General features: G+C 64.9%; 22 protein-coding genes. 19 read left to right on the forward strand and 3 right to left on the reverse strand.

Annotation, left to right across the window (positions count from 1 at the left end; genetic code table 11):
* Nucleotides 1-73: 73 nt before the first annotated feature.
* The 4 genes from DCY11_RS11260 (at nt 74) to DCY11_RS11275 (ending at nt 3,821) form a co-directional block, all read left to right on the forward strand.
* Nucleotides 74-1,564: a porin gene (locus DCY11_RS11260; RefSeq protein ID WP_108682845.1), complete on the forward strand. Its 1,491-nt coding sequence runs from the start codon at nt 74-76 to the stop codon at nt 1,562-1,564.
* 168 nt (nt 1,565-1,732) lie between these two features.
* Entirely contained in the window at nt 1,733-2,482 is a 750-nt protein-coding gene (locus tag DCY11_RS11265) for a YebC/PmpR family DNA-binding transcriptional regulator (RefSeq protein ID WP_108682960.1), read from the forward strand.
* 16 nt (nt 2,483-2,498) lie between these two features.
* On the forward strand, nt 2,499-2,930 hold the full coding sequence (locus DCY11_RS11270; protein WP_245409350.1) for a diacylglycerol kinase: 432 nt from the start codon (nt 2,499-2,501) through the stop codon (nt 2,928-2,930).
* A 39-nt stretch (nt 2,931-2,969) separates the two neighbouring features.
* Entirely contained in the window at nt 2,970-3,821 is an 852-nt protein-coding gene (locus tag DCY11_RS11275; protein ID WP_108682961.1) for a glycosyltransferase family 2 protein, read from the forward strand.
* A 178-nt stretch (nt 3,822-3,999) separates the two neighbouring features.
* Here the strand turns inward: DCY11_RS11275 and DCY11_RS11280 are convergent, their stop codons facing one another.
* Nucleotides 4,000-4,656 (reverse strand): Spy/CpxP family protein refolding chaperone, encoded by a 657-nt coding sequence (locus DCY11_RS11280; protein ID WP_108682962.1) that lies wholly within the window; start codon nt 4,654-4,656, stop codon nt 4,000-4,002.
* A gap of 194 nt (nt 4,657-4,850) precedes the next feature.
* Here DCY11_RS11280 and DCY11_RS11285 point away from each other — a divergent pair, with 194 nt between their 5' ends.
* The 3 genes from DCY11_RS11285 to DCY11_RS11295 all read left to right on the forward strand — a co-directional run bounded on the left by DCY11_RS11285 (nt 4,851) and on the right by DCY11_RS11295 (nt 7,307).
* Nucleotides 4,851-5,570, forward strand: a complete 720-nt coding sequence (locus tag DCY11_RS11285; protein WP_108682963.1) for a response regulator — start codon at nt 4,851-4,853, stop codon at nt 5,568-5,570.
* Nucleotides 5,567-6,841: an ATP-binding protein gene (locus DCY11_RS11290; protein WP_108682964.1), complete on the forward strand. Its 1,275-nt coding sequence runs from the start codon at nt 5,567-5,569 to the stop codon at nt 6,839-6,841. The genes DCY11_RS11285 and DCY11_RS11290 overlap by 4 nt, the downstream gene beginning before the upstream one ends.
* A 61-nt stretch (nt 6,842-6,902) precedes the next feature.
* Nucleotides 6,903-7,307, forward strand: coding sequence for a lysozyme inhibitor LprI family protein (locus DCY11_RS11295; protein ID WP_108682965.1), 405 nt, complete (start codon nt 6,903-6,905; stop codon nt 7,305-7,307).
* Nucleotides 7,308-7,328: 21 nt separating this feature from the next.
* Here DCY11_RS11295 and DCY11_RS11300 read toward each other — a convergent pair whose 3' ends face one another.
* Nucleotides 7,329-8,378, reverse strand: a complete 1,050-nt coding sequence (locus DCY11_RS11300; RefSeq protein ID WP_159079971.1) for a hypothetical protein — start codon at nt 8,376-8,378, stop codon at nt 7,329-7,331.
* Between the two features lie 173 nt (nt 8,379-8,551).
* Here DCY11_RS11300 and ruvC point away from each other — a divergent pair, with 173 nt between their 5' ends.
* The 5 genes from ruvC to DCY11_RS11325 all read left to right on the forward strand — a co-directional run bounded on the left by ruvC (nt 8,552) and on the right by DCY11_RS11325 (nt 12,103).
* A complete protein-coding gene (gene ruvC / locus DCY11_RS11305; RefSeq protein WP_108682967.1) occupies nt 8,552-9,106 on the forward strand; it encodes a crossover junction endodeoxyribonuclease RuvC in 555 nt (184 codons plus the stop codon).
* Nucleotides 9,103-9,720, forward strand: coding sequence for a Holliday junction branch migration protein RuvA (gene ruvA, locus DCY11_RS11310; protein ID WP_108682968.1), 618 nt, complete (start codon nt 9,103-9,105; stop codon nt 9,718-9,720). The genes ruvC and ruvA overlap by 4 nt, the downstream gene beginning before the upstream one ends.
* Complete coding sequence (gene ruvB, locus DCY11_RS11315; protein WP_108682969.1) at nt 9,717-10,754, forward strand: Holliday junction branch migration DNA helicase RuvB; 1,038 nt, start codon at nt 9,717-9,719, stop codon at nt 10,752-10,754. Before ruvA ends, ruvB begins: the two co-directional genes overlap by 4 nt.
* Entirely contained in the window at nt 10,751-11,224 is a 474-nt protein-coding gene (locus tag DCY11_RS11320; RefSeq protein WP_108682970.1) for a YbgC/FadM family acyl-CoA thioesterase, read from the forward strand. The genes ruvB and DCY11_RS11320 overlap by 4 nt, the downstream gene beginning before the upstream one ends.
* A gap of 153 nt (nt 11,225-11,377) precedes the next feature.
* Nucleotides 11,378-12,103 carry a MotA/TolQ/ExbB proton channel family protein gene (locus tag DCY11_RS11325; RefSeq protein ID WP_108682971.1) on the forward strand — a complete coding sequence of 242 codons (726 nt, stop codon included), beginning with the start codon at nt 11,378-11,380 and terminating at the stop codon, nt 12,101-12,103.
* A 449-nt stretch (nt 12,104-12,552) separates the two neighbouring features.
* Here the strand turns inward: DCY11_RS11325 and DCY11_RS15590 are convergent, their stop codons facing one another.
* Nucleotides 12,553-12,867, reverse strand: a complete 315-nt coding sequence (locus DCY11_RS15590) for a hypothetical protein (protein ID WP_159079972.1) — start codon at nt 12,865-12,867, stop codon at nt 12,553-12,555.
* A 141-nt stretch (nt 12,868-13,008) separates the two neighbouring features.
* On the opposite strand from DCY11_RS15590, the gene DCY11_RS11330 reads away from it, so the two are divergent.
* From DCY11_RS11330 to DCY11_RS11360, 7 genes are all read left to right on the forward strand, one after another.
* Nucleotides 13,009-13,566, forward strand: a complete 558-nt coding sequence (locus DCY11_RS11330) for an OmpA family protein (protein WP_108682972.1) — start codon at nt 13,009-13,011, stop codon at nt 13,564-13,566.
* 62 nt (nt 13,567-13,628) lie between these two features.
* Nucleotides 13,629-14,933: a tRNA lysidine(34) synthetase TilS gene (gene tilS / locus DCY11_RS11335; protein ID WP_108682973.1), complete on the forward strand. Its 1,305-nt coding sequence runs from the start codon at nt 13,629-13,631 to the stop codon at nt 14,931-14,933.
* Between the two features lie 222 nt (nt 14,934-15,155).
* The gene (ftsH, locus tag DCY11_RS11340) at nt 15,156-17,084 is read left to right on the forward strand and encodes an ATP-dependent zinc metalloprotease FtsH (protein WP_108682974.1); all 1,929 of its coding nucleotides are present in this window, start codon (nt 15,156-15,158) and stop codon (nt 17,082-17,084) included.
* A 103-nt stretch (nt 17,085-17,187) separates the two neighbouring features.
* On the forward strand, nt 17,188-18,255 hold the full coding sequence (folP, locus tag DCY11_RS11345; protein WP_108682975.1) for a dihydropteroate synthase: 1,068 nt from the start codon (nt 17,188-17,190) through the stop codon (nt 18,253-18,255).
* Between the two features lie 208 nt (nt 18,256-18,463).
* Nucleotides 18,464-19,813: a phosphoglucosamine mutase gene (gene glmM, locus DCY11_RS11350; protein ID WP_069443256.1), complete on the forward strand. Its 1,350-nt coding sequence runs from the start codon at nt 18,464-18,466 to the stop codon at nt 19,811-19,813.
* Nucleotides 19,814-20,017: 204 nt separating this feature from the next.
* Complete coding sequence (locus tag DCY11_RS11355) at nt 20,018-20,872, forward strand: outer membrane protein (protein WP_108682976.1); 855 nt, start codon at nt 20,018-20,020, stop codon at nt 20,870-20,872.
* 196 nt (nt 20,873-21,068) lie between these two features.
* Complete coding sequence (locus DCY11_RS11360; RefSeq protein WP_108682977.1) at nt 21,069-22,244, forward strand: phosphoserine transaminase; 1,176 nt, start codon at nt 21,069-21,071, stop codon at nt 22,242-22,244.
* Nucleotides 22,245-22,309: the final 65 nt, after the last annotated feature.

A 22,309-nucleotide genomic window follows, 5' to 3' on the forward strand; every position in this document is an offset into this window, starting at 1 on the left:
TAAAGGCGGGGAGATTTCCGCGACTCGCTATTTTCACGTGTCATGCGGAACGAGCAAGAAACGGGGGAAGGACATGGAGATGTTTGGGGGACTGACAAAAACATCCAGCCGCATTGCCATTGCAGCCGCGCTTGGGCTTGGGGTTTACGCTCTGAGCGCTGCGCCTGCGAGTGCGCAGGGCTACGGCGGCAATTGCTGCGCGGATCTTGAAGAGCGGGTAGCCGAGCTTGAAGCGTCTGCAGTGCAGAAGGGGAACAAGAAGGTATCCGTGACGGTATCCGGCTGGGTCATCGAATCGATGAACTGGTGGGATGACGGCGCTCTGACGGACAGCTGGGTTGGCACGAAGGACGCCGACCTTGGGTCTCGTTTTGCGATCACGGGTTCTGCGACGATCGCTCCGGGCTGGTCCGGCGGTTACAACTTGACGGTTACGACGCCTGGCGCTTGGGCCGGCAACCTCCTGAACGGCAACAACTTCGGTATCTTTTCGAACCAGTTTGCCCAGGACTCGCTCAGCCTCGGCAGCATCCAGACGCTGTACTCGTACATGTACATCAAGAGCGACGACTACGGCACGATCAACCTGGGCTATCTGAGCCCTGCGTCGGATAACGCGGCTGTTCTGGCCGACATCTCCGGCACGGTGATCGAATCGAACGCGGTGTTCTTCGAAGGCGGCGGCTTCCTGCTTCGTCCGAAGAACGCTGCCTCCGGGTTCAACGGCCTGTCCGGCATGACCTGGGGCAACTTCCTGAACTGTTCGCTCGTCGGCCCGATCGGCGGCGACTGCTACGGCGCTCCGCAGAGCGGCATCCGGTACGACTCGCCGACGTTCGGCGGCTTCCGGATCGAGGCGTCCTACACGGACGACTACTCGAACAGCTTCCGTCTTGCGCCGGTGAACGACGCTCCTGAGATCTGGGACCTGGCCGTGTTCTACACGGGCGACTGGGCCGACTTTAAGATTTCGGCGGCTTATTCGTACACGCAGTCGAACGGCAACCTGTTCAGCGTGAACCAGACGGGGTCGACCTCGATCCACCAGTTCGGTGGTACGGTCATGCACGCTCCGACCGGTCTTGGTCTCTATGGTTACTACAACTACGAAGAGATCGACGCGAACTACGTGAACTACAACGGCGTGCAGCAGGGCATCCCGAGCTGGGACTCCTGGTACTTGAAGGGCTTCCTGAAGCGGACGTGGAACCCGCTCGGCGCGACGGTCCTGTACGGCGAGTACGGCCAGTATAACGACGGCTTCAACGGCCTTGCGGGCACGAACACCTGTGCCAACTTCGTCGGGGTCGGCGGCACTGCCTCCAACTTCTGCGGAAACAACGCTGCGAACGGCCTGTACGTGACGGGTTCGGAAATCGAGCGCTGGGGTCTTGGCGCGGTCCAGGAGATCGACGCGGCAGCGATGCACGTGTTCGCTCGCTGGCAGCACCAGGCAGCCGATATCGACTTCATCGGCGTCAACGCAGCCGGCAACACGCAGGCTGTGAGCCAAGGCTTCGAAGACTACGATCTGTTCCAGGTTGGTGGGATCATCTTCTTCTAATCCTCCAATCCAGACGACACTTACGGAAGCCGCCCCTCGGGGCGGCTTCTTTTTTGCCCGACACGATCCCCGACACCCTCGGCCAGGCGGTCTACAGGCCCGCACCACCCACAGTCTCTAGCCCCAAGGGCTTGACCGAAACGGGGCGAAGCGACTAGGGAACAGGCCATGGCAGGCCATTCAAAATTCAAAAATATCCAGTTCCGAAAAGGAGCTCAGGATAAAAAGCGCTCGAAGCTGTTTTCGAAGCTCGCGCGAGAGATCACCACGTCGGCAAAGCTGGGCATGCCGGACCCGGCGATGAATCCGCGCCTCCGGACTGCGATCCAGGCCGCGCGGGCTCAGAACATGCCCAACGACAATATCGACCGCGCCATCAAGAAGAGCCAGGAAGCGGGCGGCGACAACTACGAAGAGGTCCGCTACGAGGGCTTTGGCGTGGGCGGCGTCGGCGTGATCGTCGAGGCGCTGACCGACAACCGCAATCGCACCGCCAGCGAAGTGCGTTCGATCTTCTCCAAGCACGGGGGCAATCTCGGCGAAACCGGCTCCGTGTCGTTCAATTTCGACCGGATGGGCGCGATCCAGTACGATCTGGACAAGGGGTCGGCCGACGACATGCTGGAAGCGGCCATCGAGGCCGGCGGCGACGATGTGGAGACGACCGAGGAAGGTCACACGATCTACTGCACGCCGGACGAGCTGCATCAGGTCGGCAAGGAGCTGGAGGATCGCTTCGGCGAAGCGAGCACCATGCAGATCCTATGGCGCCCGAAGCTCGAAGTACCGATCGACGAGGACGCCGGCAGCACGCTTTTGCGCATGATCGATGCGTTGGAAGATTCCGACGACGTGCAGCAGGTCTACGCGAATTTCGATTTGTCCGACGAGGTTCTGCAGAAGCTGACGGCAGCCTGAGGCTGCGAAAGGCAAGATGATGGACGCAATTCCGCCACGTGAAGGCGCCGCCTCCCGGCCCGTGCACGGACAGGCTGCCTTGCCGGGAAAGGGCGGCTTGATCCGCATCGGCCGTGCCTTCCGGAACACGATGGGCGGTTTTCGCGAGGGTCTCGCGACCGAGGCGGCCATCAAGCAGGAGGTGGCGCTGGGTGTCCTCGCGCTGCCGGTCTCGATCTTCATCGCCGACAATCTGTGGGTCTGGGCGGTGCTGATGGGGAGCATCGCCCTGATGCTCGCCATGGAATTCCTCAACACGGCCATCGAGCGTCTCTGCAACCATGTGCACCCCGAGCGGCACGAAGCCATCAAGGTCACCAAGGACCTCGCGTCCGCGGGCGTATTCTGTGTGATCGCCATCACGGCCATGGTCTGGATCGTGGCGATCGTCGACCGGTTTTTTCTTTGAGTCTGTAGAACCGCAGTCTCTTTAGACGGTGATTGGCGAATGACGGCAGCGGACACCAGCACTTGGCACGTTCGAGAGACCGAGAGCGTCATCGTGGGCAACGAGGCGCTGCTGGGGCATTCCCACCAAGTCGTCGCCATGACGCGGATGCGCAACGAAGCGCTGATCCTCCCCGACACGCTGGACTATCTCGCAGATCATGTGGACGCGATCATCGCGTATGACGACGCCAGCACGGACGAGACGGTCGATCTTCTACGCGCGCATCCGAAGGTCGCGCTGATCGTCGCCAACCAGGCTTGGGAGCGGGACATCGATGCGCGCAAGCGCGCCGAGGGGCGCCATCGCGGGTTGTTGCTGGAGATGGCGCGGGCGCAATTGCCTCATGACTGGATGTTCTGTTTCGATCCGGACGAGCGCGTGACAGGCGATGTGCGCGCCTATCTGGGCGGGCTCGGCCCGGATGTCGATGCGCTGCGGGTCCGTCTGTTCGACGCCTATCTGACGGCCGAGGACCAGGATCCCTACACGTCCGACCGCGCGTTGATGGATTTCCGGCGCTTCTACGGTCCCGAGCAGCGCGACATTCTCATGTTCTGGCGTAACCGCGAGACAATCGGCTTTGCGGAGGGAGACGGGCGCACGCCCCGGGGCATGACCGCCGTCAAGACGGATCTGTATTGCCAGCACTACGGCAAATCGTTGTCGGTCGATCATTGGGAAGAGACCTGCGACTACTATCTGCAGCACTTTCCCTATGAGACCTATGGCGCGAAATGGGAGGCCCGGAAGGGGAAGGCCATCCACGCGGAGTCTGACTTCGGCAACCCGCTGCATGAATGGGGCGAGGGGCTGTTCGCCAACGCGGTGCCGATGCCGGGCGCCAAGTGAGCGGCGGCGACGAGTAAGTCCCGCCGCAAAAGCGGGCCGCGACAAACGGGTAGCGCGCAACGGTCGCGCAAATAAAAAGGCGGAAGCCCCCGGGAGGGCTCCCGCCTTTCGCTCTCTCGGCCAGTACTGTGGGGAAGCGCGTGGCCGGGAGGCTCAGGCCTAGGAGAGTACGAGGCCTTTAGGTGTTGTCCTCATCGTCGTCCGGTCCGTCGGGTGCATCTGGGGCCGGGGCGCTGCCGGGTGCGGCTGCCGGCGGCTTGGGGCCGCCAGGGCCGCGCTTGCCGTGCTTCCAGCCATGATGCCGTGCCATGCGGTCACGGAGCTGCTGCTCGATCTGCGAAACCTTCTCGAGCTGTTCCGGCGTCAGGGTCGTCCTGAGCTTGGCGACGGCGGCCTTCAGCTTCTCGGCGTCTTCGCCGCGCTCGATCGCGCGGTCGGCGAGACCCTCGGCCATCGAGAACGGGGCGGGCGTGTCACCCGGCGCCATCTTGGCGGGGCCGCCCGGACGCATGAACGGCGGCTTCATGGTCGCCTGCAGGGCGTCGGTGAAATCGCGCCAGTCGTCGAGCTGTTCGGCGCGGATGCCGATCTGCGTCTCCATCGCGCTCAGGCGCGAGGCCAGACGGTCAGGACCCTTGGGGCCCCTGTGCGCTCCGTGCTTGCCATATTTACCGTGCTTGCCGCGCTCGCACATTTTGCCTTTCGGGCCGTCGCCGCGGGATCCGGGATAGGCCCAGGCCTTCTCGGTGCCGGTTGCCAGGGTGACTGCCGTGAGGCCGGCGACGCTGAGAGCGCCGGCGACCGCGACGGTCGCAAGTGTCTTGGTCAGCTTCATTTGACGTGCATCCTTGTCTGTTGCTGCTGAACTGAGATTTAGCGCTCATACGTTGCGGGCCTAGTTCTCCCGCGTATCGGAACGTTTCCGGGCCCTGCAAATTTGTGTCGAAACATTGCTGGGGCGGCATCCATGCACTTTCGTAACAACATGGGTCTCGTGGGCGGCGCCGAGAGGCGCTAGAAGACGCTTCCATGACTACGCCGCCACGAATCCTCGTCGTCGATGACGACCCCGAAATCCGGAAGCTCCTCGCGCGCTATGTGGAGAGCCAGGGCTTCCGCGTGCTGCTGGCCGCCAGTTGCCGCGAATTGCATGAGCAATTGGCGACCCATCACGTGGACCTCGTCGTCCTCGACGTCATGCTTCCCGACGGATCGGGCCTGGACGCTTGCCGCGATCTCAGAGCTTCCCGGTCCAATGTCCCCATCATTCTCCTGACGGCCCTCAAGGAGGACGTGGATCGCATCATCGGGCTTGAGATCGGCGCCGACGACTATCTCGGCAAGCCGTTCAACCCGCGCGAGCTGATCGCCCGTGTGCGGGCCGTCTTGCGACGCCGCGGGGATGCGCCCGCCGAGGCGCCGATCGAGAAGGTTTACCGCTTCGAGGAGTACACGGCGGACCCGCAGACGCGCTCCGTCACCGGCCCGAAAGGCGACGTCGATCTGACGGGCGCCGAGTTTGATCTTCTCAAGACATTTCTGGAGCGCCCCGGGCGCGTGCTGTCGCGCGACCAACTTCTCGATCTGACGCGGGGACGTGAGGGCGACGGGTTCGACCGGTCCATCGACGTCCTCATCAGCCGGTTGCGGCGGAAGCTCGGCGGCCGGGGCACGCAGCTCATCAAGACGGTTCGCAACGGCGGCTACCAGCTCGCCGTGAAGGTCGATTCCGAGGACGGCCCCGCATGAACACCCTCCGTGTGAAAATTTCGGTTCTGCTCGTGATCGCGATCGTCTCGGTCATGGCGCTCATGACCTTCGTGCTGTTTCTGCTGCTCGGGCCACCGCCCCGGTCGGGCCACGCTCTCGATATCGCGGCGAAACAAGTCGCCATGGTTGCGGAATTGGCCGCCAAGTCGCCCGAAACCCTTCGGCTGCGCCCGGAGACGCGCGGCCATCCCTATAGCCGCACGACCGATGCGCTGCGGGAGAAGCTCAAAGAGCGTGGCTACAACATCGACGTAGTCGTGACGCACTCGCGCCGCTGGCGCCCCGGGTCGCTTGCCGTCTGGATTCCCATTCAAGACAAAGGCTGGTTGCCGATGCCCATCACGCGGCTGCCGCCCCAGGGCGTGCCGTGGTGGGCGCTTCTGCGCTGGCTGTTCCTCATCACCGTGGGCGCGACGGCGGTCGCCGTTTTTGCCTCGAGCCGCATGGTGCGTCCGCTGGTGTTTCTGGAGAACGCCGTGGAGTCCGTGGGACCGGACGGCATGATGTCCGAATTGCCCGAAAAGGGGCCGGCGGAGGTTCGCGCTACGGCGCGCGCGCTCAACTCGCTATCGGCTCGTCTGAAGCGCGCGATGGAAAGCCGGATGCGGCTCGTGGCCGCTGCCGGTCACGACATGCGCACGCCCATCACCCGCATGCGGCTGCGCGCCGAGTTTGTGCCGGACGAGGAGGACCGGGAGAAATGGCTCAACGACATCGACGAGCTGGAGCGCATTGCCGATAGCGCGATCCTGCTTGTGCGCGAGGAGACCGGCGCGGAGGCGCCGGAGCGGGTCGATCTCGACGATCTCGTCGGGAGCATCTGCACGGAGCTCAAACAGCAGGACTTCGACGTCACCTTGGCGGCCACCCATCCGGTCACCGTTCTGGCGGGGCGCCTCAAGCTGAACCGCGCCTTGCGCAATCTCATCATCAATGCGGCCACGCACGGCGTTCGCGCCCGGGTCGGTGTCGGCGGCGACGGCACCAACGCCATGGTCACCATCGAAGACGATGGCCCCGGCATTCCTGAAGAGGTTCTCGGTCAGGTCTTCGAGCCGTTCTTCCGGGCCGATCCCGCGCGGCGCCAGAACATCCCCGGCGCCGGGCTCGGGCTGACCATTGCCCATGAGATCGTGACGCGGGCGGGCGGCAGCATCCAGATCGTCAATCGGCCCGGCGGCGGCCTGCTGCAGACCGTCTTCCTGCCCGAGCTGCGGGAGCCGGAAACGGCGGACACGGACAGCGCTTGAGTATCGTCACAGGCACGGGAGATAGTACCCCGTGATCGCCGATCTTTAGCGGAGGAACCCGATGCGCGTTTTGATACCGATGGCTCTAGGGACGAGCTTGCTGGCCGCCGGCCCGGCGTTCGCGGAAGAGAAGTCCATCTGCGACAACGCGCAAACCACGATCGAGATCGGCGAGTGCGTCGGCAAGGAATACAAGAAGGCCGATGCGGAGCTGAATGCGGTGTGGAAGGAGGTCATGGCGACCTTCAAGAACAACGACTACATGCCCGCCGAGGATCTGAAGGCCTGGAAGGACACGCTTCTGGCCTCACAGCGCGACTGGATCAAGTTCAAGGAAGAAGACTGCGAGGCCGTTGGCTACGAGTGGTTCGGCGGTACGGGCCGCTCCAATGCCGTTGTCTTTTGCCTTCTCCACCACACGACCGCCCGGACCAAGGATCTGAAGGCCCGCTTCCTCGAGCGGTAGCGACAGGGCGGGCGAGAGGCCTTAGGCGTGATACGGCGCGGGTAATTTGTGCTCGGTCGGCGCAACACAGGCGAGGGCGGTGTTTGGCCTTCGTATCAGAGCGCGGCTTCCTTTCGAGACGGGAGCCTCCGCCGGCACGGTGGTTGCCGGCATATGGGCCTGAACGAGCCGGCGGAATTCCGGTGCGATCCGAATAACGCGGTTGGACAGGTCGGCCTCGATGCGGAGCGCCGCGCCGTGCGCGCGCTGCGCCGCCGGCTTACTGATCCGAAGCCCACGGATGGTCCAGCGATAGAGCCTCTTTCGGGCTTGGGCGAGCGTCTGCGACGTGGTGATCGCATCGGTGAGGCGCCTCTCGGCCTCGGCGCGGATCCGTCTCGCGCGCAGCCGCGTCCTCGCCCAGCCTGATGCGCCCTGACGGTGCAGCGGGGCAGTATGCCGTGCAAGTTCAGCTAGAAGCTTGTCGAGGTGCGCCTGCACCCGCCTTCTTCTAAGCCACGCTCTGACCGATCCGCAGAGGCCTCTGCGGCGTATGGGGCGGGTGTCTCGCAGGAGGGCGGCGGCTACCTCGGCCGAGGCTGCGGACACTAGGCGCCGGATATCTCGTCCGGCTTCGTCCGAGGTTCGGACCGACCAGTGAAAGCCGTGAACCACGGCCTCCGTTCCGACATGGGCGAACTCGGGCGCGCGCCGCCGGGTCCATGCCCAGGTTTGCGATGTGGCGTCTGTGGCGTGCCGTGCCAGCGTGCGCAGTCTCGGACCTGCCCAGCGCGCGAAGATAAGAGCATGCCGTTTGGAGAAGCGCGCCACGCGGCGCCCGCCGACATAGGATAGTCGCGCGGCGCGTTTGGTCCTGGTCATGGCGTGTCGGACGCCGCGTTCCAGGCGTTCGCGTAGCTCCCGGCGGCGCAGGCGTTCCGCCCGTATTCGCTCTTCGCGGTGATAGGTCTCGAGCCAGCTATGGTGCGCGCTGAGGTCGTCCAGCGTGGCCTCGATCAGGCGCTTTGAGCTGCCAATGCCATGCTTGGCCGCTTCGACAGGGTCGGTGATTTCGCGTTTTGCGCCGGCCATGGCGGTGCTCCCCCTTCGGCATGGCCGCAGGCCTTGGCGACTGGTCGCGCGCACAAGGGAAGCCACCCATGCCAGAAGGTCCAACGCCGCATCCGGCCGTCCGTTCCCGGAGAGCGTCAATTTCGATGCTCTGAGCCGCCTGCCATCGTTCCGCGCTGTGCTACGATTCGGCCATGAGGGGCGCGATTCGCATTATGGGCATCGATCCTGGTTTACGAAACACGGGGTGGGGTGTCATCGATACGGATGGGGTGAAGCTCGGCTTCATCGCCTGCGGGTCGGTGTCGTCCGACGCCGCCGAGAGCCTCGGCGTGCGCCTGCGGCAGATCTTCGATGGGCTGTCGGGCGTGCTGGCGGAAATGGCCCCGGCCGAAGCGGCCATCGAGCAGACCTTCGTGAACCGGGACGGGGCGGCAACGCTCAAGCTTGGCCAGGCGCGCGGTATCGCCATGCTGGTCCCGGCGATGGCGGGGCTGACAATCGCCGAATACGCGCCCAACGCCGTCAAGAAGACGGTGATCGGGGCTGGCCATGGGGACAAGGATCAGATCCGGGCCATGGTGAAATACCTGCTGCCCAAGGCCGACCCCGGCAGCGCCGACGCGGCCGATGCGCTCGCCATCGCCATCACCCATGCCCATTCGCGAAGCTGGTCCAAGCTCGAAGCGGCTGTGGCCCGGGCGGACTTGCAGGCGAAAAGCTCGCGGGCTCAGAGGACGGCGTCATGATCGGGAAGCTGACGGGGCTTGTGGATTCGGTCTCGGTCTCGACCGCCATCATCGACGTGGGCGGCGTCGGCTACGAGGTGACCATGGGCGCACGCCAGCTCGGTGCCTTGCCGCCCGTGGGGGAGCCGGTGTCGCTCGCTATCGACACGCATATGCGCGAAGACAACGTGCGGCTCTATGGGTTCGCGAACGAGCATGAGCGCGCGTGGTTCCGGGCGCTGCAGACCGTGCAGGGCGTGGGCGCCAAGGTGGCGCTGGCGGTGCTGGGGTCGCTCACCGTGGCGGATCTCGCCAACGCGGTGGCGCTGCAGGACAAGGCGCACGTGTCCCGGGCCCAAGGCGTCGGCCCGAAGGTCGCCGCGCGGATCGTCGCCGAACTGAAGGACAAGATGCCGGCGCTCGCACCGGCCATCTCCGTGCCCGGCGGCGCGCCGGCTCCGGTGGCGGAACTCCCGGAAGGGCTGGCCGCGCGCGACGCGGTCTCCGCGCTCACTAATCTCGGCTACGGTCATGGGGAAGCCGCCGCTGCCGTCAGTGCCGCCATCCGTATGGCCGGCAATGAGGCCGGTGCTGCCGAACTGATCCGGCTCGGCCTCAAGGAGCTGTCGCAATGACCGAGCGCGTCTTGGCTTCCGCGAAGCGCGACGACGACCAGCCGGAAGCCGCGCTCCGGCCGCAGACGCTGGACGAGTTCATCGGCCAAGCCAAGGTCCGCGCCAATCTCAAGGTCTTTATCGATGCGGCCCGGTCGCGGGGAGAGGCGCTCGATCACGTGCTCTTCGCGGGGCCACCTGGTCTCGGCAAGACGACGTTGGCACAGATCGTGGCGCGCGAGCTCGGGGTCAATTTCCGCGCGACGTCGGGCCCGGTGATCGCCAAGGCGGGTGACCTCGCGGCGCTCCTCACCAATCTCGAAGAGCGGGACGTGCTTTTCATCGACGAGATTCATCGCCTGAGCCCGGCGGTGGAGGAGATCCTCTACCCCGCCATGGAGGACTTCCAGCTCGATCTCATTATCGGCGAAGGACCGGCGGCGCGGTCCGTGCGGATCGATCTTGCCCGGTTCACGCTTGTCGCCGCCACCACGCGCACGGGTCTTCTGACGACGCCGCTGCGCGAGCGCTTCGGCATTCCGATCCGGCTCATGTTCTACGAGGTGGCTGAGTTGCAGGAGATCGTGCGGCGGGGCGCCCGGCTCTTGGGGCTGCCGCTCACGGAGGACGGCGCCATGGAGGTGGCGAAGCGATCCCGGGGGACGCCGCGCGTGGCGGCGCGCCTGTTACGCCGGGTGCGCGACTTCGCGGCCGTGCAAGGCGACGGGGCCGTGGATGCGGCGCTGGCCGACAGCGCCCTGTCACAGCTGGAAGTGGACGGGCGCGGGCTCGATGCGCTGGATCACCGCTACTTGCGCCTGATCGCCGTGAACTACGGCGGCGGCCCCGTCGGGATCGAGACGATCGCCGCTGGCCTGTCGGAGCCGCGCGACGCCATCGAGGAGATCATCGAGCCGTATCTGCTGCAGCAGGGCTTCATCGCGCGCACGCCGCGCGGCCGGGTGCTGACGGGGCAGGCCTTCGAGCATTTGGGCGCGACCGCGCCACCCGAGGCCGCGCAAGGTGTCCTCTTCCGAGGAGGAGAGGAGGAGTGAGCGAAGCCCCGCCCAGCAATTGGCCCGATCTTGCCGGACGGATCGAGGGGGACCGCCACATCCTCCCCGTGCGCGTCTATTTCGAAGACACCGATTTCACCGGTCTCGTTTATCACGCGAACTTCCTGAAGTTCGCTGAGCGGGGCCGGTCCGACTTCATCCGTAATCTCGGCATCGATCACCGCAGTCTCGAGAACCCGGTTGAGGGGGACCCGGCCGTGTTCGTCGTGCGGCGTATCGAGGTGGACTATCTGAAGCCCGCTCATATCGACGAGGTGCTCGAAGTCGTGACGCACTGCGCGGAGATCGGGGGCGCCACGCTGATCCTGTCCCAGGAGGTGCGCCGCGACGATGTAGTGCTGGCGCGCCTGAAAGTGTCCGTGGTGCTGGTGTCGAAGGCCGGCAAGCCGCAGCGGCTGGGGCGGCTCGTGCGGGATGCGCTTGAACGTTTCGTTAAGGTGCGCGATTGAACCTATGGGCCGCCGCACTGGAACTTGGTACGGGCTTGGGGGCTTTTAACTACCGGTTTTTGCAGCCATTTTGATGTCCCGCGAGACTGGGATTTCTGGAATTTGAGTCGTCCGAGAGTCTAGGTCTCGGGGGCTGCGCTTGAGAGGATTGCGATGAATCCGGATGCCGCGCTCGCCGTTGGCGACCCATCGTTTGCCGCCCCGTCGGTGCTGGGGTTGATCCTCGATGCACCCTTGGGCGTGCAACTGGCCATCGCCGCGCTTCTGATCGCCCTGGTCTGGAGCGTCACCGTGATCGTCCGGAAGCTGATCCAGTTCGCCCGGGCGCGGAAAGAGGCGGACAAGTTCGAAAAGGTGTTCTGGTCGGGCCAGGCGCTGGACGAGCTCTATCAGGCACTCGCGCAGCGCCGGAACGGCGGCATGGCCTCGCTGTTCGTGGTGGCCATGCGCGAATGGAAGCGCTCCACCGAGACCGAGAACGGCCAACCGGCGGCGCGGCCCATGACCGGCGTCCAGGACCGCATCGACACGGTGACCAACGTCGCTCTGTTACGGGACGCCGAGGGGCTGGGGCGCGGGCTGACGCTTTTGCCCGCGATTGCGGCCGCCGCGCCGCTCATTGGGCTCTTTGGTCTCGGCTGGGGCCTCATGTCGGCCTTTCAGGGAGCGGCGGGCAGCGATCTCGCCAGCCTGGCCACGGTCGCTCCAGGGGTCGCACAGGGCCTTCTGGCGGCGGCGCTGGGGTGGTTCGTCGCGATCCCGGCCAAGATCTTCGCCTTGAAGTTCGAGGTGGAGCGGACGCGCTATGCAGCGCGGCTGCGCGGCTTCGCCGACGAGTTTTCCGCGATCCTATCGCGGCAGATCGAGAGGGCCGTCTAGCGCCTGTTTGTTGCGCCGCGGCATGGGGCGGCTTCGGGCGCTGTCGTACCTCTGCCGGCCCTCGTCCGTTAGCAGGCCGGGCATCGAATCCGGCCATGTGGGCTACAGGTCGTGCCGCCTGCCGGGTGTGAGTTCCGATGGTGCGATTTGGTCACGGACAACCCGCGATTCGACGGTGACTTTTTCCGCATTTTTGCTTCGTTTTTCGGCGCTTGAAGGCCGTCTGTGTCGCTGCTGCAACACATGGTTACCTTTCCTTAACGCGAACCACCCAACGTGGTTAACCGCGCCTTGCTCAGCGTTTCATCGGGGGATAGCTTCCCAAGGACGAACGACAAGATTCGGCGTGGCATTTTCGCATCATGGGCTGGCAAATCCGTCAGGAGACCTCAGTCCGATCTTGATCTGAATGCGCTGCACCGGTACACGCAAAGACGGCACTTGCCGTATTAACCAAAGGAGAGAAGACCATGCAGGGTTTGAAGGGCGTTATCGCCGCTGTCATGCTCGTTGCAGCTGCCGTTTCGCTCGGCGGTTGCTTCGGCCACCACGAGAAGGCCGTTGTTGTTGAGCCGCTGAAGCTCGGCTAACACCGGTATGGCAGATCCTGAGCGCCTTCGGCGCTCGGATTTGCGGAAACTCTCGGGTTTCACTACGGGATTTGGGATGTCCAGCGCGCTAGAGATTTCGGCGCCTTGGGCATCCTTTTCCTTTTCTGGGCCCAGCGTTTTGTAAGCTGGGTACCCCATGAGTTCTGTACTCATGCCGGGCCCTGATCCCGGCCCACGGCACCGCGACGAGCGGGACGCCGTTTTGCTTTCCCGATCCTTAAACGGCTAACACCGCATTAACGGCTTGGCCCCTAGGCTTCTCCCATAACCAACCGTGTTTGGGAGTATCCGGTTATGCGTCTGTGCGGTGGCTTCGGCCGCGCCGGCGCCCTTGTGGGCGCGTTTTTCCTGTCTTCCGGTCTATCCGCTTGTTTGGGTCCCACGACCCAGCCGCAGGAGTACACGCTCGGCGCCGCCGGCTCGGGCGACGCTGGAGGGCTCGTCGCCGAGGCATCCGCGAGGGTCGACAGCGCGTCGCGTCCTGCCGGCTCCACGCAATTCGCCGCCGCCGGCGATGTGGTCTACTTCGACAGCGACAGTTCCGAACTGTCCCCGGCCGCCAAGGCGATCTTGCGCCGTCAGATCCGCTGGCTGCGCGCCCATCCCGACCACCGGATCCTCGTCGAAGGCCATGCGGACGAATGGGGCGACTCCCAGCACAATCTGATGCTCGGTGCCGAGCGGGCCGTGGCCGTGAAGACCTATCTGGAGAGCAACGGCGTGCACGCCGCGTCGATCCCCACCGTTTCCTACGGCCGGGAGCGCCTGGCCGCGAACTGCGAAGCGCTCTCGTGCCGGGCGCGCAACCGCCGGGCGCGAACGGTCGTGAGCCTGCCGCCGAACTTTCGCTAGCACGTCCGACGCGACCACCCGGACTTGCCGGACAGGGCGCCTTGCGCCAATGCTGGGGGGCTATGACAGCCGCTCCACTCACCGAGGCCGAGACCGACCGGTTCCTGGCGCCGTTGGCCCGTCGTGGCCGCTATGCGCTGGCCGTCTCCGGCGGGCCGGACAGCATTGCCTTGCTGCATCTCAGCGTGGACTTCGCGCGCCGGCATGCATTGCCAGCGCCCGTGGCGCTGACCGTGGATCACGACCTGCGCTCGGGCTCCCGGGCCGAGGCGGAGACAGTGGCCGAGATCGCGGACGAATTGGGCGTGCGCCACGCGATCCTGACCTGGCGGCATGGACCCGTCGACGCGAGCGTTCAGGAACGCGCCCGGGCGGCCCGCTACGGCCTCATGGCGGCCTATTGTACGGCCCATGACATTCCGGCGCTCGTGACAGCCCATCATCTGGACGATCAGGCGGAGACGTTCCTGATGCGGCTCAAGCGGGGAAGCGGGCTCGACGGGCTTGCGGCGATCCCGGAGGAGGGCAACTGGGCGGGCCTCACGCTCCTGAGGCCGCTGTTGGAGGTCCCCAAGGCACGGCTGGTCACGACCGCCGAGGCGGCCGGTCTGCCCTACAGTTCCGATCCGAGCAACGAGGACGCCCGCTTCGAGCGCGTACGCTTGCGGGAGGCGATGGTGGTGCTGTCGGAGATCGGCCTCGAACCGGAGGCGATCGCGCTGTCGGCGCGGCGCCTGCGCCGGGCCCGGCTAGCAATCGAAGCAGCGGTCGATGGGTTTATCGAGGCGCATTGCGAGCGCAGCCCTGCGGGCTATGCGTCGATCTCTCGTTCCGCGCTGTTGGACGCCCCTGAGGAGGTGGGCCTGCGGGCGCTTGCGCGGCTTATCTCGGCGGTGGGTGGTTCGAGCGAGCCGTTGCGGCTCGCCAAGCTCGAAGCGCTGCTTGAAGGGCTTCGTGCGGAGCCGGACAAGGCACAGACTTTGGGGCGCTGCCAGATCCTTCCGGGCCGCGCGTCCCTCGCTATCTACCGTGAGGTCCGCAAGACCGGCTTGCCGCACGGCGCGCTTCGGCCAGGCGAACGCCTGCTCTGGGACAACCGCTTTCGCCTCGAGCTTGGAGCGGGAGAAGCGGAGGCCGTAACTGTCGAGGCGCTGGGCGAGGGCGGGATCGAGGCGCTCCTGAAAGGCGAGGACGGGGCTCTCAGCGTGCCCCGTCTGGCGGCGTGTACGCTCCCGGTTTGCCGGCGCGGCGATGGGCGCTTGTTCCTTCCTGATTTCGCTCAAGGTTGGGCGCTGCTGCCCACGCCATTGTCACGCCATGAAGCAGGGTTTGACTGCCGGGCGACATTCCTTTGGGGGACGTCTTAGGCTCCGGCTAGCGTGCCGAGGTGCGAGGCGGTTCCAATTGGCTAAATTTCAGGCGTTTCCGGCTGGAATCGTTCAGAAAGCGTCCATGACTTGCCGTTAGCTTTACTTGGCAAAAGTGCTGCCCGTTCCTATGTTAAACGGGCTTAACTATGCCGTCCCGTGCGGGGACTGGATCGTCCCTCATCCCCGTGTGCCGCGAGAATCAATCCATCAGGTCAGTGTATGAACTCGAACTTCCGTAACTTCATCGTCTGGGTCTTCATCGGCCTGTTGCTGGTCGCCCTTTTCAATCTGTTCCAGAGCGACAGCGTCCAAGTCCGCGGCAACGAGATCAGCTTCTCTCAGCTTCTTTCCGAGGTCGACGGCGGTCGCGTTCAAGATGTGACCATCGCCGGAAACAAGATCACCGGACATTTCTCCGACGGCCGCAATTTCCAGACTTATGCGCCGAACGATCCCGGTCTCGTCCAAACACTGCACGAGAAGGGCGTGAAGATCACGGCCAAGCCGTCCGAAGAGGACGTGCCCTCCTTGTTCGGTGTACTGATTTCCTGGTTCCCGATGCTGCTCCTCATCGCCGTGTGGATCTTCTTCATGCGCCAGATGCAGTCCGGCGGCGGCCGGGCCATGGGCTTCGGCAAGTCCAAGGCGAAGCTTCTCACTGAGCGCCATGGCCGCGTGACCTTCGACGATGTGGCCGGCGTCAACGAGGCGAAGGAAGATCTGCAGGAGATCGTGGAATTCCTGCGCGATCCGCAGAAGTTCCAGAAGCTCGGCGGCCGCATCCCGCACGGTGCGCTGCTGGTCGGACCTCCGGGCACCGGTAAGACGCTTCTGGCGCGCGCGATCGCAGGCGAGGCCAACGTGCCGTTCTTCACGATCTCCGGTTCCGACTTCGTCGAGATGTTCGTCGGCGTGGGCGCGAGCCGTGTCCGCGACATGTTCGAGCAGGCGAAGAAGAATGCGCCCTGCATCATCTTCATCGATGAGATCGACGCGGTCGGCCGGCATCGTGGCGCCGGTCTCGGCGGCGGCAACGACGAGCGCGAGCAGACCTTGAACCAGTTGCTGGTCGAGATGGACGGCTTCGAGGCGAACGAGGGCATCATCCTTGTCGCCGCGACCAACCGTCCCGACGTGCTCGATCCCGCGCTGTTGCGTCCGGGCCGCTTCGACCGCCAGGTCGTGGTGCCGCGTCCCGACATCATCGGCCGCGAGAAGATCCTCAAGGTCCATGTGCGCAAGGTGCCTCTGGCGCCGGACGTCGACCTGCGCGTCATCGCGCGCGGTACGCCGGGCTTCTCGGGCGCCGATCTTGCGAACCTCGTCAACGAGGCCGCGCTGCTGGCCGCGCGCCGGTCCAAGCGCCTCGTCACGCAGCACGAGTTCGAGGATGCCAAGGACAAGGTCATGATGGGCGCCGAGCGCCGCTCCATGGCCATGAGCGAGGAAGAAAAGACGCTGACGGCCTATCACGAAGGCGGTCACGCCCTTGTGGCCATTCATCAGCCTGCGTCCGATCCGGTCCACAAGGCGACGATCATCCCGCGCGGCCGCGCGCTGGGCATGGTCATGCGTCTGCCGGAGCGCGATCTGCTTTCGCATACGCGTGCCAAGCTCAAGGCGGACGTCGCGGTGGCCATGGGTGGCCGCGTCGCCGAGGAGGTTGTGTTCGGCTACGACAAGGTCACCTCGGGCGCGTCCTCCGACATCAAGATGGCGACCCAGCTGGCCCGCGCCATGGTCACGCAGTTCGGAATGTCCGATAAGCTCGGGCCGCTGGCTTACGGTGAGAATGAAGAGGAAGTCTTCCTCGGGCATTCCATCGGCCGGCAGCAGCACCTGTCCGACGAGACCCAGTCCATGGTGGATGAGGAAATTCATCGCATTGTGGATGAAGGCTTCGAGACGGCGCGGAAGGTCATCTCCGAGAACCTGGACGATCTGCACACGATCGCCCGCGGCCTTCTGGAGTACGAGACGCTCTCCGGTCAGGAGATCAAGGATCTGCTGAACGGCAAGCCGCCGGTTCGGGACTTCCCGGCCGAGGATGCCGATCAAGGCGGGCCGCAGTCGGCCGTGCCGGTCGCGGGGCGGGGCAAGAAGCCGCCGACGCCCGATACCGGTGGCATGGAGCCTCAGCCGACCTAAGCCGGCTCCAAGCGTTCATAGGCAATCGTTTCAGTCATGCCCGGCCCCCAAGCCGGGCATGATGCTTTGTGGCAGCGCCAGTTCGATGTGTTAGGGCTCACCCATGTCAGACAGAAAAATCTATCTCCGGCCGCTCGGATTCGTTTACGGACCCCAGGCCTATGCCGCCATCGAGGATGGGCTTGCGCTGCCGCTTGCCGGCGGCGCCATTGCCTTCACGAGCGTCGAGCTGATCGAGGGCGAGCCGAAGAAGTCGAAAGCCTACATGTTTTCGGTCCCGGCGCTGAGCGAGGCCGGGGACCCGGACCTGCGCGCGCGGCTCGACCAAGTGATCCAGCCGCGCCCGCCATTCGCGGGGCTGGACCTGTCGCGGCCAACCCTCATGGGCATCGTGAATGTGACGCCGGACTCGTTCTCCGACGGCGGCCTCTACGACAAGACCGAGGGCGCGGTGGCCCATGCGGCTGAGCTGAAGAAGGACGGGGCGGCGATCGTCGACATTGGCGGGGAGTCCACGCGTCCAGGGTCCGACACCGTGGCCGTGGACGACGAGCTAGAGCGTGTCCTGCCGGTTCTGGAGGGACTCAAGGGCTCGGGAGCGGTCATCTCCATCGACACCCGCAAGGCCGACGTCGCCCGCGCGGCGGCGAAGGCGGGCGCCAAGATCTTCAACGACGTTTCGGCTTTCACTTACGATCCGGACTCGTTGCAGGCGGCTGCGGAGACGGGCCTCGACGTGGTGTTGATGCATGCGCAAGGCGAGCCGAAGACCATGCAGGACAACCCCACCTACGACGACGTGGTGCTGGAAGTGTTCGACTACCTCGAGGCCCGCATCGAGGCCTGCGTTGCCGCCGGTATCCCCAAGGCGCGCATCGCCGCCGATCCCGGCCTCGGCTTCGGCAAGACGCTCGAGCACAATCTTGCGCTCTTCGCCAATGTCAGCCTCTTCCACGGATTGGGCGTACCGCTTCTGATCGGGGCTTCGCGCAAGCAGTTCATTCGCGGGTTCGGTCAGGCGGCCGAGCCGAAGTCGCGGGAGCCGGGGAGCCACGCCGCCGCCATCGCTACGGCGTCGCAAGGGGCTCAACTCTTCCGGGTGCACGACGTAGCGGGAACCAGCCAGGCCCTTGGCGTCTGGCGCGCCGCAATGTTTGGCGCGGAAAACTAAGAGAAAACGGCCATTTTGGGCGCTTCGGAATGTAACTTTTGCTTACATTTTTTGAACCCATTTTGGCCATCGGCAGGCGCATAATCCGCCCTCTCGCTTGAGGGCACCGCCGAGATATGTCTCGCGTAGGGCGAGTGGTAAAGTTCCAAAGAATGAGCTGGGCGGCGGGGAGCGCATGCCAGGCGGCAACGATGGGGGAATAACCGGGATGGCCAGAAATTACTTTGGCACGGATGGTATCCGTGGCAGCGCCAACTCGCATCCGATGACCTCGGAAGTGGCGCTCAAGGTCGGCATGGCCGCCGGCAAGCTTTTCACCAATGGCTCCTATCGCCATCGCGTCGTGATCGGCAAGGACACAAGGCTTTCGGGCTACATGATCGAGTCCGCGCTGGTGTCCGGCTTCACCGCGGCCGGAATGGACGTGTTCCAGCTCGGGCCGATGCCGACGCCTGCCGTTGCGATGCTGACGCGCTCGCTGCGCGCCGATCTCGGCGTGATGATCTCGGCCTCTCACAATCCTTATCTCGACAACGGCATCAAGCTGTTCGGCCCGGAAGGCTACAAGCTCTCCGATGAGCAAGAGGGCGAGATCGAGGCGTTGATCGAGGGCGATTCAGCGGGCCTGCTCGCATCGGCCGAACGCATCGGCCGTGCGACCCGTATCGAGAGCGCCCGCGAGCGCTATATCGAATTTGCGAAGCGCACCTTGCCGCGCAATCTGCGCTTCGACGGAATCCGGGCGGTCATCGACTGCGCGAACGGCGCTGCCTACAAGGTCGCCCCCGAGGCTCTTTGGGAGCTTGGAACGGAGGTCATCAAGATCGGCGTCGAGCCCAATGGTCTCAACATCAACAAGGATTGCGGGTCGACATCGCCGCAAAACCTGATCCGCAAGGTTCAGGAGGTCCGCGCCGATATCGGCATTGCGCTCGACGGCGATGCGGACCGGGTCGTGATCGTCGACGAGAAGGGCCGCATCATCGATGGCGACCAGCTCATGGCGGTCATCGGCGAATTCTGGCTCCGGCGCGGACGGCTGGCGGGGGGCGGCATCGTCGCCACCGTCATGTCCAATCTCGGTCTCGAGCGCTACATGGAAGACCTCGGGCTCGGCATGGCCCGCACGCCCGTGGGCGACCGCTACGTGACCGAACATATGCGCCAGCACGGCTACAATGTGGGCGGCGAACAGTCCGGACACATCGTATTGTCCGACTTCTCGACGACGGGCGATGGCCTCGTCACGGCGCTGCAGATCCTGGCCGTGGTGGTCCAGAGCGGCCGTCCGGTGAGCGAGGTCTGCAAGCGCTTCGAACCACTTCCTCAGGTCCTCGAGAACGTGCGCTACAAGGACAGTCAGCCGCTCGACAATGTCGGCGTGCAGCGCGCGATCAATGACGGAAAGTCGAGGCTCGGCAACGCCGGCCGTCTCGTCATCCGCCCGTCGGGCACGGAGCCCGTGATTCGCGTAATGGCCGAAGGCGACGACGAAGGCCTGGTCAAAACGGTGGTCTCCGACATCGTCCATGCCCTCTCGGACGCCGCCGCCGCTTAAGGGCACTCCGCGTCCTGAAATACCCTCTAAAACAAGCGTTTTTCGCCGCGCGCCCGCGCGGGTGCGCTCAGGTTGTGTCAGTCTGAGCCGCCCATTAGGGGTCCATTAACCAAACCCCTCGATAGTCCCCAAACGAGACAGCCAACGCGAATCGGCCCGGCTGGCCGAGCTTCGCCAGGGCTGCAGTCGAAAAGGGGTAATCAGATGGGACAGACACGTTCTCTACTTCTCGCCAGTGTATTGGCCTTGGCGCCAATCACGGCCACGCATGCCGCCGATCTCGGCCTTCCGCCGCCGCCGCCCGTGATCGAGGCGCCGTGCGTTGGTTGCACGGGACCGATCTATTTGAGGGGCTTCATCGGCGCCGCCAATCCCGTCGTGGATGGCATCAGCTCCGAGCTGTTCCAGTACAACGACTTCACTGTCGTGCACGAAGACATCAAGAGTTCGCCGCTGTTCGGCCTCGGCGTCGGCTACCAGTTCAACAACTGGCTGCGCTTCGACATGACGGCTGAATATCGCGGCAAGTCGCTCTTCATCGCCCAGGACAAATATCCGGGCGGCAACGGCAGCTTCAGCCGGGCCAGCAATGACGCCGACGGGACGTTCCTGCCCGGCACCAACGAATACACGGCCGACATCGAGAGCTGGGTTGGTCTGTGGAACGCCTATGCGGATCTCGGCACATATTGGTGCTTCACGCCCTATGTCGGTGCCGGTATCGGCATCGCCTCGGTGTCCGTGCTTGGCCTCAAGGACGTCAACGTCCCGAACGGCGGTGTTGCCTACGGCGCCGACAACACGGAGACGAACTTCGCTTGGGCCGTCTATGGCGGTATCGCCTACGACGTGAACGAGTCCGTGACGCTCGACCTGTCCTACCGCTACACCGACCTCGGCGAAGCGAAGAGCGGGACCGTGACGGCCTTCGACGGCACCAGCTCCTACGCTGGCGTGGATCTCGGCAGTGTGACCTCGCATGACCTCATGCTCGGCATGCGCTGGAAACTGGGCCACGCACCGGTCGTTCCCGCCCCGATGCCGGTCGCGTTCAAATAGCCCATCGTCCAGCCGACTGACAGCCTGACCGCCCGTCGTCCGCGACGGGCGGTTTTCTTTTGGCCGTCTATTCCGGCGGAGTGCCCCACCAAAAGGTCGGCTTGACGGGCGGAATGGCTGCGCGATAAGTGCTCCGCTTGCCTCCAAGCGGCGCGAAACAACGCCCGCTCGGTGATGACCCTGTTGGAGCCTTCCCGTGACATCGTCGAACAAACCTAACCATCGTCCCGAGAACCCGCGTTTCTCATCCGGCCCGTGCACCAAGTACAAGGGCTGGTCGCTCGAGGTGCTCAGCGGCGCGCTGCTGGGGCGCAACCATCGGCAGACGGACACGTTGGGGCGGATCGCGGAGGCGCTGGACCGCACGCGCGCGCTGCTCAAACTTCCGGACGACTATCGCGTTGCGCTGGTGCCGGCCTCCGACACGGGCGCGGTCGAGATGGCGCTGTGGAACCTGCTCGGCCCGCGCGGCGTCGATGTGCTGGCGTGGGAAGCCTTCAGCGCGGACTGGGTCACGGACATCGTCGACGAACTCAAGCTGAGCGACGTTCGCGTGCTCACGGCGCCTTACGGAGAGCTTCCCGATCTTGGCCAAGTGGATTTCGCGCGCGACGTCGTCTTCGCCTGGAACGGGACCACGTCGGGTGTGCGGGTGCCGAACGCGGACTGGATCTCAGGCACACGCGAAGGCCTGACGATTTGCGACGCCACGTCGGCCGTGTTCGCACAGGATATCGACTGGCGCAAACTCGACGTCACCACCTACTCCTGGCAGAAGGTGCTCGGCGGTGAAGCGCAGCACGGCATGTTGATTCTGTCGCCGCGCGCGGTCGAGCGGCTGGAAAGCTACACGCCGCCGTGGCCGATGCCGAAGCTCTTCCGTCTCGCCGACGACGGCAAGCTGATGGAGTCCGTCTTCGAGGGCTCGACGATCAACACCCCGTCTATGTTGTGCATCGAGGATTACCTGGCGGCTCTTGCGTTCGCTGAGCGCGTCGGCGGTCTTGAAGGCACGATCGCGCGCGCCGACGCCAATGCCGAGACCATCTCGAACTGGGTTGCCGAGACCCCCTGGGTGGATTTTCTCGCTATCGATCCCGCGACGCGCTCGAACACGTCGATCTGCCTGAAAGTGGTCGATCCGGACGTGACGGCGCTCTCGGCGGACGAGCAGGCCGCCTTCGCCAAACGCATTGCCAAGCGGCTCGAAAAAGAAGGCGTCGCCTTCGATATCGCCTCTTACCGCTCCGCGCCGCCGGGCTTACGGATCTGGACCGGGTCCACGGTGGAGCGGTCGGATGTGGAAGCCTTGCTGCCCTGGCTCGACTGGGCCTTCGGGTGCGAGAAGGAGGCGCTTGGCGGGGGCGCCTAAGGTTTGTTGCAAGGCTCGCATCGGCCCGCGAGCCGGGCTATAACGGCATACGGCCCTGCGCTCTC

The organism is Methyloceanibacter sp. wino2 (assembly GCF_003071365.1).
In the GTDB taxonomy this organism is placed as follows: Bacteria; Pseudomonadota; Alphaproteobacteria; order Rhizobiales; family Methyloligellaceae; genus Methyloceanibacter.